The organism is Pseudalkalibacillus salsuginis (genome assembly GCF_021646685.1).
Classification (GTDB): domain Bacteria; phylum Bacillota; class Bacilli; order Bacillales; family Fictibacillaceae; genus Pseudalkalibacillus; species Pseudalkalibacillus salsuginis.
Genome location: NZ_JAKJHW010000005.1, coordinates 80,050 through 95,172 on the forward strand (window position 1 = coordinate 80,050; position 15,123 = coordinate 95,172).

15 protein-coding genes are annotated in these 15,123 nt (G+C 38.9%); 9 read left to right on the plus strand and 6 right to left on the minus strand.

The genetic code is table 11. From position 1 onward, the window contains the following. The first annotated feature begins 77 nt into the window (after positions 1 to 77). The 4 genes from aceA (at position 78) to L1611_RS13715 (ending at position 5,275) form a co-directional block, all read left to right on the plus strand. Positions 78 to 1,361 carry an isocitrate lyase gene (gene aceA / locus L1611_RS13700; protein ID WP_236314097.1) on the plus strand — a complete coding sequence of 428 codons (1,284 nt, stop codon included), beginning with the start codon at positions 78 to 80 and terminating at the stop codon, positions 1,359 to 1,361. 696 nt (positions 1,362 to 2,057) lie between these two features. Continuing rightward, complete coding sequence (locus tag L1611_RS13705; RefSeq protein WP_236314099.1) at positions 2,058 to 3,236, plus strand: ParM/StbA family protein; 1,179 nt, start codon at positions 2,058 to 2,060, stop codon at positions 3,234 to 3,236. 8 nt (positions 3,237 to 3,244) lie between these two features. After that, positions 3,245 to 3,832 (plus strand): hypothetical protein, encoded by a 588-nt coding sequence (locus L1611_RS13710; protein WP_236314100.1) that lies wholly within the window; start codon positions 3,245 to 3,247, stop codon positions 3,830 to 3,832. A gap of 630 nt (positions 3,833 to 4,462) precedes the next feature. Continuing rightward, positions 4,463 to 5,275, plus strand: coding sequence for a polysaccharide deacetylase family protein (locus L1611_RS13715; protein WP_236314102.1), 813 nt, complete (start codon positions 4,463 to 4,465; stop codon positions 5,273 to 5,275). Between the two features lie 140 nt (positions 5,276 to 5,415). On the opposite strand, the gene L1611_RS13720 is transcribed toward L1611_RS13715, so the two are convergent. Then, positions 5,416 to 6,234, minus strand: coding sequence for a carbonic anhydrase (locus tag L1611_RS13720; RefSeq protein WP_236314104.1), 819 nt, complete (start codon positions 6,232 to 6,234; stop codon positions 5,416 to 5,418). 282 nt (positions 6,235 to 6,516) lie between these two features. On the opposite strand from L1611_RS13720, the gene L1611_RS13725 reads away from it, so the two are divergent. Beyond that, entirely contained in the window at positions 6,517 to 7,410 is an 894-nt protein-coding gene (locus tag L1611_RS13725; protein ID WP_236314106.1) for a GNAT family N-acetyltransferase, read from the plus strand. 186 nt (positions 7,411 to 7,596) lie between these two features. Here L1611_RS13725 and L1611_RS13730 read toward each other — a convergent pair whose 3' ends face one another. From L1611_RS13730 to ehuB, 5 genes are all read right to left on the minus strand, one after another. Beyond that, positions 7,597 to 9,057 carry a NarK family nitrate/nitrite MFS transporter gene (locus tag L1611_RS13730; RefSeq protein ID WP_236314108.1) on the minus strand — a complete coding sequence of 487 codons (1,461 nt, stop codon included), beginning with the start codon at positions 9,055 to 9,057 and terminating at the stop codon, positions 7,597 to 7,599. A gap of 592 nt (positions 9,058 to 9,649) precedes the next feature. Beyond that, positions 9,650 to 10,444 (minus strand): ectoine/hydroxyectoine ABC transporter ATP-binding protein EhuA, encoded by a 795-nt coding sequence (gene ehuA, locus L1611_RS13735; protein WP_236314109.1) that lies wholly within the window; start codon positions 10,442 to 10,444, stop codon positions 9,650 to 9,652. Between the two features lie 42 nt (positions 10,445 to 10,486). After that, entirely contained in the window at positions 10,487 to 11,158 is a 672-nt protein-coding gene (gene ehuD / locus L1611_RS13740; protein ID WP_236314111.1) for an ectoine/hydroxyectoine ABC transporter permease subunit EhuD, read from the minus strand. Further along, positions 11,155 to 11,811: an ectoine/hydroxyectoine ABC transporter permease subunit EhuC gene (gene ehuC, locus L1611_RS13745; RefSeq protein ID WP_322972560.1), complete on the minus strand. Its 657-nt coding sequence runs from the start codon at positions 11,809 to 11,811 to the stop codon at positions 11,155 to 11,157. Before ehuC ends, ehuD begins: the two co-directional genes overlap by 4 nt. Positions 11,812 to 11,983: 172 nt before the next feature. Further along, positions 11,984 to 12,820: an ectoine/hydroxyectoine ABC transporter substrate-binding protein EhuB gene (gene ehuB, locus L1611_RS13750; RefSeq protein ID WP_236314376.1), complete on the minus strand. Its 837-nt coding sequence runs from the start codon at positions 12,818 to 12,820 to the stop codon at positions 11,984 to 11,986. 732 nt (positions 12,821 to 13,552) lie between these two features. Between ehuB and gvpA the strand changes: the two genes are divergently transcribed. From gvpA to gvpJ, 4 genes are all read left to right on the plus strand, one after another. Beyond that, positions 13,553 to 13,804 (plus strand): gas vesicle structural protein GvpA, encoded by a 252-nt coding sequence (gvpA, locus tag L1611_RS13755; protein ID WP_225064982.1) that lies wholly within the window; start codon positions 13,553 to 13,555, stop codon positions 13,802 to 13,804. 61 nt (positions 13,805 to 13,865) lie between these two features. Next, positions 13,866 to 14,312 (plus strand): YtxH domain-containing protein, encoded by a 447-nt coding sequence (gene gvpT, locus L1611_RS13760; RefSeq protein ID WP_236314115.1) that lies wholly within the window; start codon positions 13,866 to 13,868, stop codon positions 14,310 to 14,312. A gap of 30 nt (positions 14,313 to 14,342) precedes the next feature. After that, positions 14,343 to 14,792, plus strand: coding sequence for a gas vesicle protein GvpQ (gene gvpQ, locus L1611_RS13765; protein ID WP_236314117.1), 450 nt, complete (start codon positions 14,343 to 14,345; stop codon positions 14,790 to 14,792). A 33-nt stretch (positions 14,793 to 14,825) separates the two neighbouring features. Beyond that, positions 14,826 to 15,089 (plus strand): gas vesicle protein GvpJ, encoded by a 264-nt coding sequence (gvpJ, locus tag L1611_RS13770; RefSeq protein ID WP_225064979.1) that lies wholly within the window; start codon positions 14,826 to 14,828, stop codon positions 15,087 to 15,089. Positions 15,090 to 15,123: the final 34 nt, after the last annotated feature.

A 15,123-nucleotide genomic window follows, 5' to 3' on the forward strand; every position in this document is an offset into this window, starting at 1 on the left:
TGAAATGATGGTTTTGATGAATTCTTGAAAGCCTGGCTTACCAAAAATAAACTGATGTGTTTAGGGAGGGTTCGACATTGAGCCAAAAAAAGATTGAGGATTTACAGGATTATTGGAACAATGATGAGCGTTGGGAAGGCATTACAAGGCCGTATACACCAGAAGATGTGATGCGGTTGAGAGGCTCGGTTGAGATTGAATACAGTTTGGCTAGACATGGTGCAGAGAAGCTTTGGAAACTACTTAAAGCAGAGGGATATGTCAATGCACTTGGTGCTTTGACAGGGAACCAGGCGATGCAACAAGTAAAAGCTGGCTTGAAAGCGATCTATTTGAGTGGATGGCAAGTTGCTGCAGATGCTAACCTTTCAGGAAATATGTATCCAGATCAAAGTCTGTACCCAGCTAACAGTGTTCCACAAGTCGTTAAACGAATCAATCAAACCCTCCAGCGGGCTGATCAGATTCAATGCATGGAAGGGACGAATGATATTGATTGGTTCGCTCCGATTGTCGCTGATGCGGAAGCTGGGTTTGGCGGACAGCTGAACGTTTTTGAACTTATGAAAAGTATGATTGAAGCAGGGGCTGCTGGGGTCCACTTTGAGGATCAGTTATCTTCTGAGAAAAAATGCGGACATTTAGGCGGGAAAGTATTGCTCCCAACTCAAACTTCTGTCCGCAATTTGATTTCAGCCCGGTTTGCGGCTGATGTAATGGGTGTTCCGACGATTATTGTAGCCCGGACGGATGCTAACGCTGCCGATCTAATCACAAGTGATATCGATCCGGTGGATGCTGATTTCATCACAGGTGAGCGTACAGCAGAAGGATTTTACCGCACGAATGCTGGAATCGACCAGGCCATTGCGAGAGGGTTAGCGTATGCACCTTATGCAGACTTGGTATGGTGCGAAACATCTCAACCAAATCTTGAGGAAGCTCAGCAATTTGCGGAGGCCGTCCATGAAAAATATCCTGGTAAACTCCTTGCATATAACTGTTCCCCATCCTTTAACTGGAAAGCAAAACTTGACGATTTAACGATTGCTAAATTCCAGAAGGAGCTCGGAAAAATGGGGTATAAGTTCCAATTTGTCACCCTGGCAGGATTCCATGCATTGAACCATAGTATGTTTGAGTTGGCAAGACAATACAAGGATCGAGGAATGGCTGCATATTCTGAGCTTCAACAAGCCGAGTTCAACAGTGAAAAATACGGTTATACAGCCACTAGGCACCAACGTGAAGTTGGAACGGGTTATTTTGATGAAGTAGCAAAAGTCATATCGGGTGGGACTTCCTCTACCACTGCTCTTAAAGGCTCGACAGAAACTGAACAGTTTCGATCAGCACATTAGTGGACGATACTTCCAAAAATCGAGTTTTTTCCTCCCCCTTCTGATTATTCAGGGGGGGGTTCCTTTTGGTCACTCATAAGAAATTACCCTGCTTTCAAGCTAAGATACGCTTTTTTAACATGATACCCTTTATTTCTACATCGGTTTTAGTTTTTTAGAGCGGTTTCGTTCATTCCTCCCCCTTCTTCTTACTTCATAAATTGTGAAATCTCTAAGTTTTTTCTTCCTCTATCACCTAATATCCTGATTCCGATTAGGTCAGTTTCCCCCTCTTTATCCTGTACCTGCATCCTCTCCAAATTAATTTTATTTTCCTATTATTTTTCAACTCTTTCATTTTGATCGACTTTTCTACTTCTTTTTAACCATTGTAAATCTGACAATATATGACAAAACACGGATCCCAATCATTGACAAATGCGACTCGGTTTTTATCCGATAAGAGAGTAGGGGAGTGGGATAATATTCAAAATACTGGAATGTACACAAAAACGTTTACAAGTATACATATTGCAAACAATATGTATACAAAAATGTGTTCATGTGTACAAATCTGCACACATGCCTGTGTATCAACTGTTTACAAATTGTGTACAAGTGTACAAAAAGAACACGAAAAAAGACGCATTGACTATTCTTCCATTGTCTACTAAGTTTAATCTATTAAATACTTTCTTTGAGAGGGGTAATGTTTTTATGTCCAAATCAAGAATCGCTGCGGTTGACGTAGGTAATGATGCTGTAAAAGCCAATTTCGGAAAACTAGACAATTCATTGTACATTCCTAATGTGATTGCGAGAGATATGGAAGATCGTCCTGTCATCGGGATTGAGGAATTGGATGAAAAAGACCCAATCGACAACATACATATACGCGTCCATTCCCCGGCGTTAAAAGAAAATAATGCGGTTTACCGTGTCGGAAATCTAGCAACGAAAACGAGTAACTCTACGGAATTGGATCCAGGAAGCAGTAAATCAGAAGAGGACCAGACGCTGATCATGCTATTTGCTTCTCTAGCATTAGATGCAGTCGGTTATGGGAGAAAGCAATCCAAAGATACTAAGAAAGTGATTGAAGCGGATTATACCCTTGGAACAGGATTGCCATTAAGAGAAGTAAAAGAAGGAAAAGATGTTGGTTATCGTTCTCAACTTTTGGGTTCAGTCCACCAAGTGGAATTTTTAGTTACACCTCGTTATCAAGGAATAAAGGTAAATATCAAGTTTGAGGAAGTCAAAGTATATCCGGAAGGGTTTGCAGCGTTTGTAAATCTCGTGATGGATAATGACTTGAATATTATTAACAAAGAATTGATCGATAAACAAATCCTCATTCAAGACATTGGGGGTCTTTCGACAGATATTGCGGTTATTCGAAACCGTAACGTCGACGATGACAAAGCTCAAGGTTTCAACCTAGGTGTTGCTGAATCCCTTGAAGCGATCCGTGATGAAATTTTGACGAAACATGGTGTCGAACTGGACAGTCGAAGGGATGTTGTCGACATCATCACCAGAAAGAACAATCGTCACCACATCATGGTAAAAGGAAGCCGCACTAATGTACATGACATAACAGATCGGATCCTTTTAGAACTTGCTAAGAAGCAATACCGTTATTTAAGAAATGTATGGCAAAGGAACTCCCAAACAGAGATCTGCTACTTTGTAGGTGGGGGTTCAGCAGTTTTGAAAGATTATCTGAAGACATTGAATAACAACTTGGACGGATTCAACATTGAATTCTTTGAGGATGAAAATGAAAGCGTCTGGATGATGGCAAATGCTTATTACAAGCTGATTTCCGATTTCATCCGTAAAAATGCGAAGGATACGAAAGAAGAGAAGAAAGAGACTGCATCTGCTAAGTAGGTGATTGTATGAGTGGTTCAAAAAAAGGTGTAGAACGAGGTCAAACGATAACATTTCGTGTACCATCTGATACACCGGATCATCTTTTAAAACAACTGCAAAGGTTGAAAGAAACTGAGAGAAGAAACTTTTCCAGTAAAATAGCTCAGTTTGTTTTGCAGGGTGTAAATGAATCCTTTGCGAAAGAAAGAGAAACGATTACAATCCCCCTTCCGAAGCAGCTGACGAAAGAACAGCGGAATTGGCTTAAGCACGAACATTCCGAAGCACTTATTGGCAGTATCATGTTCCATTTGCTGAATGACCCAATGCGAGCGACTACGCTGCTTGCTTCCTTGAATAGCAATGCGGTTAATATTGATGAAGCGCTTTATTTACAAGAGGATGAGGCAGCGGCCGCACTACCGGAATGGCAGCATGAAAAGGTTGACAGCGCCGAATCCGTAAGTAAAAAGCGAAAATGGGCAGATGACGACGATGATTTAAGTGAGTTCAACCTGGATAATCTGCAGGCTGAACTTCACGGACAACAAGAGGACAATACTGAAGAGGACGATGATCCACTAGGTGATTTTCTATCCAGTATGAATAAGTAATAAAACAAGTAGTGGCATAATAACCTAACAGGTTTTGTTTAAGCCCAATGCAAATTAAACGTATAAAATCGCAGGTGGTTTCCATATCAAACCACCTGCGATTTTTCTTGTCCAAGGGTATAATAGAGGGTTTAATTTGTGATTCCGATTGCAATTCTTGTTGCGAAGATCAATGAAGGATAGAAAAAGGGGAACAAACAGATTTTGGTAGTTATTCTACTTAAGGACCATTTTCTTGAATAAGAGAAGAGATTTATAGAAAGTAAATTTATTCAATAGAGTAAGTTTAGTTGAAGATGTTGATCTTAAACTTTTGAGGATGAGGTAGCTTAATTGTAGTTGAAATCGAAAAAAAACTAATAAACAAGATTATCATTGCGAATATTAATAGAGGGTTAATCGCTATCTTAATCTGTATTGTTTTTTATTTCATGTGTATCAAATATTTTCAAAAACTTTAGGATGAGGTGAAACCATGTTTAAAAAAGCTACCATTTTAATTGCATTTATCTTAGTTTGTCTCCCTATGTTTGATAAGTCTGCAATGGCAGAGTCATACATCGTTAAACCGGGGATACCCTTTCGAAAATTTCCGACAAGTATCAAACACCAGTAGAAAGGGTTGTTAACGTGAACAATTTGGATACTACTATAATTGAGCCGGGGCAATCCTTAGAAATTCCTAAAACGTACATAATTAGGAAAGGGGACACACTTTATAAAATTTCTATTAAATTCGGAGTCTCTATATCTGAGTTATTAGAATCCACCCCCACAGTTAAAGATTCCAATTTGATTTATCCAGGACAAATAATCAATGTTCCAAAAAAAAATGAAATGATTTCTATGGGGAATTCAAGTGAAAAAAGAATTGCCCTTACTTTTGACGACGGTCCAGAAAATATCTATACCCCGCAAATTTTAGAAATTCTAAGGCAAAAAGGTGTGAAGGCTACCTTTTTTGTTGTAGGAGAGAGGGCAAAGAAGTATCCTGAACAACTAAGACAAATTTACAGAGAGGGACATGTTATAGGCAACCATACTTGGGATCACCCGCATTTACCTGAGCTCACAGATCAACAATTTAACGAAAACATACAGTCCACTAGCGCAGAAATTGAGAAAATTATAGGGTTTAAACCAGATTTATTCCGACCGCCATTTGGAGAAATTGAAGATCGACAGATAGCAATGCTTAATAAACAAGGCTACCGTTCGATCATGTGGACGGCCGATACAAAGGACTGGACTGGAGCGCCTGCAGAAGAAATTGTATCAAGACTGAAGCAAGATGCTAGCCCTGGGGTTATAGCCCTTCAACATAACTACCATGTAGCGGGGCAATTTGAAACTGTTAAGGCATTGCCTCAAATCATTGATGAATTGCGCGCACAGGGCTATGAGTTTGTTACCGTTCCAACACTCTTAGGTCATAAGAAATAGGTAAATAAAAACTATCCCAATAGGGCTACCCTAATGGGATAGTTTACTTTTGAAAGATTACTATAATGGGAAGTGTTCGGTATGACGTATTTAAAATATATATTAAAAATCTAAGTAGGCCATTCTACTTGATTCATTCTTTATTTAGTTTCATATATTTCACGATCATTTGAAGATTGAACAGGACGATGGTTGTCGGGGAAGATTTGTTGGAATGCCTGAATTTGTTCTTTCGACATTTCAATCGGCTCCTCAAATATGACCCATTTCACTTCTTCTGTACAAGGAGGAGTTGTTAACGATCCATTATAATGAAAAGACCTTTGATCTTGAGGAAGTATACCCTGTAAATCGATTGGTTCTTTTACGGGAATACCTTCTCTTGTTTCTTCCTTGGGTAATACATCCCAAATAGATGCAAGTTTTTCACTTTTTTCCCCTTCTTGTATCATTACTCCAAGGACGGCAATCTTTCCATTCGCGTCTTTATGTACAAGGTGTAGCTCCATATCATAATGTTGACCATTAAATTGATGTTCACTCGGAGTATGGAAATGAAATTGAGCGAGCTTGTACTTATTGCCTTCAACTAATATACTGTTGCTTTCCGTTTTAGCATTAGCCTGCACGGTATGACCGTTGTTTACTAGTGTAAAAGGTGTGGGCTCATATTGGATCTGAATGTTTTCTGTTTTTTTATCAGTTATTACCTGTGAGAATTCAATATTAATTGGAGATTGTTCACTTCCGTCAACACATGTTGCGTTCGCTTGATCCAATTCTCCCCAGTGTTCTGGTCCTGTTTCTCCTTCATAGGACCAATGAGCAGTCTGTTTACTGTGAGTCTCTTTACTTTCACTTTTATTTGTATCAGGTGCTTCTTTAGTTTTTTCCGAGCAAGCCCCTAATGAAAAAATTAAAAAAACAGCTAAAAATGAATATACGAATTTTTTCCTCATACTTTATAAATCTCCCTTTCCTAATTTTTTAGTATTTATATAAAATACTAAAAAATAAAATAATAACAAAATATTTTTATTTTGGAAAGCGCTTACATCATATAATTAGGAAAGACAGACTACCGGTTAGGAGTAAAAAGAACCAGTATGATATATATTTGTAGTTAAGTTTACTATCAATATTTATATCGATTATGGCATGAAATCTTCATGCAGTTGTTTTAATATATACTTATACATGTTCTTATTATTTTCTTCAAAAAAAAGGAGATATACGAAATCATGGAGCAAATGAAAAACCCCAGTATAAAATTAAAAGGGCAACTAGACCAACAGGACTATGAAGAAATAAATGGTCTCCAGAAGTATTGTGTTATGGAAGATAACGTAACACTAAAGCTAGAACTTGATTATAAATGGAGCAAAGCACTAGATAAAAATGTAGATATGAATAAGATCAATGAATTCATGTTCTATGATGAAGGGACACTTATCGGATATATTGGTGTATGTCAATTTGGTAGAGAAACGTTAGAGGTAAATGGTATGGTTCATCCTGAATTTAGGAGAATGGGAGTCTTCAACAGGTTATTCTCATTGGTGAAGGATGAGTGGTACAAAAGAAAATTAACGGATATGCTTTTACTTAGTGATAATAACTCTTTACCTGGTCTTGAATTTATCAAACGAACAGGTGCTCTTTATGATAACTCTGAATATGAAATGTATTTAAAAGGTGAATCAAATCTAGGTTCAGCTTTAAATAATTTGATACTTAGGAAAGCAATCAATAAAGACGCGAAAGAAATCGCAAGGCAAAATACCATATATTTTCAAGTTGAATCCGTGGAAGAGGATCTGATCCTCCCGGAGGAAGAGGCAAAGCGCGGGGTAGATATTTTTATTGTTGAAATTGACAATACAATCATAGGAAAGGTACATTTAGCTGTAAATGATGGTATAGGTGGTATTTACGGGTTAGGAGTCCTTCCGGAATATCGAAGAAAAGGTTATGGTAGAGAGATATTAATTAAAGCGATAGATTACCTGAATGAAAGGCAAGTAAATAAAATAATGCTGCAAGTTGCTGTGAAAAACAAGAATGCCTTAGACCTCTATAAATCCTGTGGTTTTGTAGAGACTTCTAAGATGGATTATTATAAACTGAGCAAATAATAACAATAGTCGATCGGCAGATTGGACAGATAAAATAAGGCAAGCCAGTCTACCCGGGGTAGTATACACTTCTTCATTCACATATTTCACAAAAGCCCTCTCTCCATGTAGTCATGGGAGAGAGGGCTTTTGTACACCCGCTATAGGTCTTAAAATTACCTCTGCAAGATGAAATATATTGTTTTTTTAAGATACCACTCGCTCTGCATTTTTTTCTTCATCCTTTTCTAAGGTTTGTTCTACAATTGCCTCCATATCTGGCTCCTTCAAGTATAAAGTGCACAAGAAGCAAACAATCGCTGAACATCCAATTGTGATAAAGAAGGCCTTTGGACTAACAAAACTAAAAATTGTTAAAAATGTCGTTGCACCAATATTTCCATATGCTCCTACCATTCCAGAAACCTGTCCTGTTATTCTCTTTTTAACGAGTGGCACCATTGCATAAACTGCACCTTCACCTGCTTGAACGAAGAATGAGCAGCACATTGTAATTAGGACTGCAAGCCATATAGGCCAGCTAGAGCCAATTTGTGCCATGGCGAAATATCCTAGTGCCAAACCTAACATTAAAATGCTTAACGTTTTCTTTCGACCAAATTTATCACTTAACCATCCACCACCTGGGCGTGACATTAAGTTCATAAATGCGAAACTGCTTGCAATTAAACCAGCTTGGGCAATGCTTAATGTGAATGTTTGTTCGAAAAATAATGGTAGCATTGAAACAACAGCCAGCTCAGAACCAAACGTACAAAAATAAGAGAAGTCTAAAATGGCGACCTGCTTAAACGAATACTTCTCTTTCTCAGGAATCCCATTTTTTAATGTTTCTTTGTTAACATCAAGAATTTTGTAAATATTTAGAACGAAAAGTCCGAGCAATGCCGCCAAAACGGTATAAGCAACTCCATTACTAATGAAATTCAATTGCCATCCTAATCTATAAGTTAAAAAACCGAGGATACCGTAAACAGGTAATGTCATTATGATTAAACCTATCATATCTTTATAGCTCGTAACCTCTAATGCTCCACTTTTCTTAGGACGCTTATATTCAATTCCTTCAGGTGTGTCTCTTACTATACGGCTAAAGATAATCCCATATACAAGTGCGATAAGACCCGTTAAACCAATTGCATATCTCCAGCCATTCTCACCGCCAAATATGATTGCCAGAGTCGGCAAGATCATCGCGGCAGCTGCAGACCCGAAGTTACCCCAGCCTCCATAAATTCCTTCAGCGAAACCAACATGTTTAGGTGGGAACCATTCCGATACAAGACGAATCCCAACTACGAACCCGGCACCTATAATAGCTAGAAACATTCTTGAAATCATCAATTGGATAAAAGAATTTGATAAGGCAAAGGCAAAACACGGAATACTTAAAATCATCAATAATCCTGAATACACTTTTCTTGGACCAAATTTGTCAACAAGCATTCCAATTAATACACGAGCCGGTATTGTCAAAGCAACGTTTGCTACAGCCAAAATAGCTACCTCATCATTTGTGAGACCGAAAGTGCTTTTCAAGGTTGACATTAATGGAGCCATGTTAAACCAAACGACAAAAGTAATGAAAAAAGCTAGTGTTGTTAACATTAGAATCTTTTTGTTTCCCTTGTAATAGTTCGTTTCCATATTCTAACCACCTCTAATGCTTTGATAATGTTTATTTTTACATGAACAACATTTGTATTCATTAACCATGTAAGCTTATCTAACATCATAAAAGGAGGAAGAATTAGTAAATAGAAGTTCTTACATAAAGTGAAGCGTTTACAATTTGGACATTGATAGTTAGGGGTAAGGCACCACTGTTTTGCCTGAAACCTTGATAGGGAAATATGTGTAAACGTGCTCTAGGGATTTTGAATAAGGGAGGGACTAAAAATACTTATTAAGGCTATTTTCGTGCTTGCGGGGGTCTAGCTTAGCCTGCTTTCCCACCGGAGTCTCGCATATTTCCCATCTATTAAAGTGAAAAAAGAGCTCGAATCTGAGCTCTTTTTCCTGAAGGATATGAATGTATAAAAATTTTGGTTGCGGTGAAGAAATGTCTAGCTCCACCGCCCAACCACTTGGATCACTTCAGTCCTCCTGCGGCGGCCGACACATTGATTTAGTTCGTAGTGCTGCCTGCGCAGAACCGAACTTTGTTTGGTTCGAGCCTCCTCGTCGGACTGCCAGTGCCCTCGTGGTTAACCAGGGCTTTTACGCAGAGTCTTAATTATTAAGTAGTACTCAAAAAACGTTTAAGGAAGGATTGAAGCCTGGGACTTTGTGGGTTTTCCAATATTTCTTTAGGGCTTCCTTGTTCTTCAATCAGCCCACCATGTAGGAAAACGATGCGATCGGCTACATCCCGTGCAAAATCCATTTCATGTGTAACGAGAATCATGGCCATATCAGATTCTTTTGCAATTTCTTTAATAACTTCAAGGACTTCCCCAACGAGTTCAGGATCTAATGCAGAGGTCACTTCATCGAAAAGCATGATTTTCGGCTGCATAACAACAGCTCTGGCTATGGCAACCCGTTGTTGCTGGCCGCCAGACAGTTGAAGAGGATAAGCATCAATTTTTTCCCCCAGCCCGACCTTTTCAAGCATAGTTATTGCCCGTTTTTCAGCTTCATCATTAGGTGTACCTTTAACATGAACCTGAGCTTCAGTTACATTTCTTAGAATCGTCATATGGGGGAATAGATTGAATTGTTGAAAGACCATGCCGATATCACCGCGGATCTTACGCAAATGGTTTTCATCTGCTGGAACCAACTTACCGTTTACTTCTTTATGCCATAATGGATTGCCGTCGACCTTTATGACACCGGAAGTAGGCTCCTCTAATGTCATCAACATTCTAATAATAGTGGTTTTCCCTGAACCGCTTGGACCGATTAAAGCTACTCTTTCCCCCTGGTTGATCTCAAGATCTAATCCTTTTAAAACCTCTAAATTATCAAATTTCTTTGAAACCTTTTCATATTTAACGAGTGGTTGGTTTTGAACCGGATTTTTTGTCATTGTTCCGTCCTTTCTCCTATGATCTTTATTGGCTTTGATTAGTTAACGACTGCCCTTTCCATAAGCTTGGTTTGACCATTTTTCAAGTCTGTTGATAAGCAGGGCAGATGGATAACTGAGCAGAAGAAATAGTAAGCCTACGATGGTCAACGGCTCGAGATATTTAAAATGATCCGCTCCAATCAAGAATGCTTTTTGAAGAAATTCAACTACGCCAATTGCCATTAAGAGGGGTGTTTCCTTAAATAAAACAATCAGATAATTTCCAAGCATTGGGATGACAGGGGGGATCGCTTGAGGAAGAATGACTTTAGACCATGTTTGTGATTTGGTAAAGTTCAATGCTTTTGCAGCTTCCCATTGCCCTTTTTCGATTGAGTCGATCCCAGAACGATACACTTCTGATACATAGGTGCTGTAATGAATCCCTAAGGTAAGGATTCCAGCTACATATTTATTAAGAGATATGCCGATCAACGGTAATGCAAAATACACAAAAAATAGTTGGACCAATGGCGGTGTACTGCGAATAAATTCAATAAAACCGTAGACAGTCCAAGATAGAGGCTTGAAGCTTGATCGTCTGGCGAAGGTTAATATCAGGCCAAATACCAGAGCAACTGCGTAGGCACCGAATGTTATTCCAATCACAAGCCAAATGACATTGAATATTTCCGGGAAAACTTTTAAGGCAAACTCCCAATTCCAACTCATACCTTTGCCACTCCTTTCGATGCACTAGCCTCTAACCGACGGACAAGGATAATAAGTGGTAGGGCGATGATGAAGTATAGTATCAATAACAATATAAATACAGGGACGGTGTAACTAAGATTCGTATTTTGGATGATCAATCCACGGTACGTCAAATCCCCTAAAGTAATAAGTGATACGAGGGAAGTCCCCTTGAGAAGTTCAATCGAGTTGTTCCCCAGGCCCGGAAGCATGATCCGGAATGCTTGAGGCAAGATGACCAATTTCAATCGTTGCCATCGGGTCATATTCAAAGCGATCGAAGCTTCAGTCTGTGTTTTGGGAATCGCTAGGATTGATCCTCTTACAACTTCAGAGGCATAAGCCCCATAATTTAAACTTAATGCCAATACCCCTGCCCAAAAGGCTGAAAATTCTACACCAAATGCAGGTAGGGCGAAGAAGATCCAGAACATTTGTACGAGCAATGATGTGCCACGGAATAATTCTACGTAAATCAAGGTCAAGGTCCGAATGATTGAAAATTGTGATACTCTGCCTAAACCGGCTATAAAAGCGATCAAATAGGTTAATAATGCCGATGTTATCAGGATTTTGATCGTCATCCATCCTGCCGGCAATAATTTATGTAAGATGTCGAAATAAACGTTAATGTTGTCCCACACCCTTCAATTTTGGATTATAAAAAAGATCTGTGGAAAGATGTGTGAAAAGACCTTTCACAGATAATGAACGGATGAAGCCTTCAAGAAAAGGACAGGCCCTCCTCTTTATAGAGCGCCTGTCCTAAGTATTCATTAGTTGTGCTATAAAAAAGGAGTGGATCTACTCAGAACATAAAGATTCTTTTGTCATATCTCCTGGCAGGTCCTCTTCAGTGAATCCGAATGGTTTTATAATTTCTAATAGTTCCCCGGATTCCTTTAACTTTTCAAGTTCTCCGTTATAGGCTTTGATAAGTTCTTCATCTGATGGATTGAATGCTGCAGCACCGTAACCTCGTACACTCTCTCCATCTACTGTCGGTTGTTTGAAATCTTCTACACGATCGATATTCTTCGCATTTGCCGTTTTGAGTGCAGCTTCAAGAGTTGGGCCGGTCATAGTAATTGCATCAACTCTTCCTGATTCAAGGGAGGAAATATTTGCTGGAATATCAGAAACGATTTCCATTTGGCTGTCTTTGACACCAGCTGCCTTTAAGTAATCAATTTCGATGGCACCATTCATCACAGCCACCTTTACATCAGGATTATTCGCGATATCTTCATAACTGTGAAGGTTCAACGGGTTTCCTTTCTGTACGGCGAGTGCTTCTCCGATGCTGTATTCCGGCTCACCGAATGCAACCTCTTTGCATCTGTCTGGTGTTATGTACATTCCGGCGGTGATGACATCAAACTTTCCAGCCTTCAATCCTGGAATCAAAGAACTGAATTTTACTAATTCACCATCCATTTCTTCAATACCCAACTCTTTGAAAATTGTCCTGGCAATTTCGACAGCTTCCCCAGTTAGTTTTCCATTTTCATCCTCATAGGCATAAGGATTTTCCCCGGCAAATCCAACGGTGATTTTTCCTTCTTCCTTAGCCCGTTGAAGAGTTGAACCATCACTGTCGGCCTCAGAATTAGCTCCACAAGCTGCTAATAAGAACATCATTGTAGTAACCACGATAAATAAAGATAGTCGTTTCAATTTTTGAACCTCCTTAAAAGTTTTAAATATAAGATTTTCGGTAGATTTAATGTTGATTTCTAATAAAAATGCTTTAAGTGAAATTCAGGGCATTCTGCGGATAACGTGCCAGATGAGATCCTGAAGTGAGGGATGAGCGAAGAGGCATACGAATCGTCCGCGAAAGGGAATAAATTTCATGAAAATCAACATTCAAGTTTAACAGAGCTATTACTAAAGAAGGTTTAGTATCGGTGACAGGAAATAACCTTATCTTATTAGTATAGGGGGGGTTAAGACAGGGGACAAAGTCCATATTCGCTTATATATTGGAATATTATTCTAAATGGAGTATAAGAAGTTGGATAAGTTCGAATATTCTTACTAATGCTTGGTTATTCTTACTAATTGTCGTATTTTGAACAATCTTATAGCCAGATCATCTTGTTTTTGGGTTTATATTTTTTGTAACCTAATTGTTACGTTTGTTTTATTCAGAAACCATGACCGTAAAAAATCCTACTAATATAGGATTCTAATATTACATAAAAATGTAATTCGACAATATTATATAAAAAAACTGGTACCTAATATCCATCTTTATACAACAGTGGTTTTAAGGCCAAATCAAAGGGGGTATAGTCCCACTAAACTCAAATATTCAGTTTGGTTAGATCCTTTATCACTCTACTAACGACTGAAAGGAGAATGTGGACCATGAGCATCCAAAAAAGTACGGATAGTTCAAGCCTGGCCGAAGTGATTGATCGGATTTTAGATAAGGGAATTGTCATTGACGCATTCGTCAGAGTTTCACTTGTTGGCATTGAAATTTTAACGGTTGAAGCGAGAGTGGTCATCGCCAGCGTAGATACTTGGTTAAGATATGCCAATGCTGTTGGATTGCTTCGGGACGATGTACAGGAAGAAGGGCTAGTGGAAGGCAGACAAGGACAATTAAGTTTTTAAAATATATGAAGCTGACAAACGCTAAATACTGGAGATTACTAGAGAAGGGATTCGAATTGGGATGACAGATAAACAAAGGGACAATCAACCAACAAATGACCGACAAAACTCTATGAATCTTGCCATAATTGGAGGACTTGTTGGGGCTAGCATAGGTCTCCTATCAAGCCCTGGTACCGGAAAAAAGGTTATCAACAGTCTTGGCCGATCAGAAGTGGCAAGGGCTGCGGGAACCGAACTAAGAAGATCTGCTCAACAGATGATCACTGAACAGGCTATGATGGCATTACGGCAAACCGCGGAAGGTTATTGGAATAAATACCAAGGAAGTTTATTGAATCCAGGCGGAACATTTCCAAAACAACGCAATGAAGGGCAGAAAAGTGGAGATTCCGGCTCAGATGCTGATGAAAAGTACAATGAACTGAAAGAAGAGAATAAAAATTTGAACGAACAACTACAACGGATTGAGGATAAATTGAGTGCTTTGCTTGAGGAGAAAAAGTAACGTTAAGGCAACCTTAAAGGGGGAGTTCCCATGAGTGATAAACCTATGAAAAAGGTTGTTCGTAAAGCAGTCATAAAAGCAATTGAAAAGGCACCGGACTCTTTAAAAGAGAAGGTGAGGGAGGAAGCGAAGGAAAAAGTAAAAGAAAAGATGACGAGTGAGCTCCAATCAAAAGTAAATAAAGCTTCCGAAAAGTTAGAGGATGCTAAGGAGCGGAATGCGGATAAAGTCCATGGAAAAGCAGAGGAAGCCCAAGACAAAGTACAAGATGTCCTATTGTCTGTCAGGGATAAGCTGGCAAAAATCAAAGAAGCTGGGGAAGAATTCCAAGAAAAACTATCTTCCTCTGATTATAAAAATAAAAAGAAATTGAAAGGCGTCAACAATATCAAGGGCTATAAAGATGTAAAAGGTTCAACGGAAATAAAAAGCTCTATGGATATCAAGTCCTCAAAGGATATTAAGACATTTGGATCTTAAATCATTAAACCATTTTGAGAGGAGAATGATAGAATGGCTGTTCAAAAAAGTACAGATAGTTCTAGTCTTGCAGAAGTAATCGATCGGATTCTGGATAAGGGGATTGTCATCGATGCATTCGTCAGAGTATCTGTTGTAGGCATAGAAATCTTAACAGTTGAAGCACGGGTAGTCATCGCTAGTGTCGACACATGGTTACGTTATGCCGAAGCAGTCGGCTTGTTACGGGATGAAGTAGAAGAGGAAGGATTACCAGCCCAATCAAATGAAAGAGGAAATGCACAATTCAGCATATAGGGGGCTGGGGGTGTCCTAAAAGTCAGACACCCCC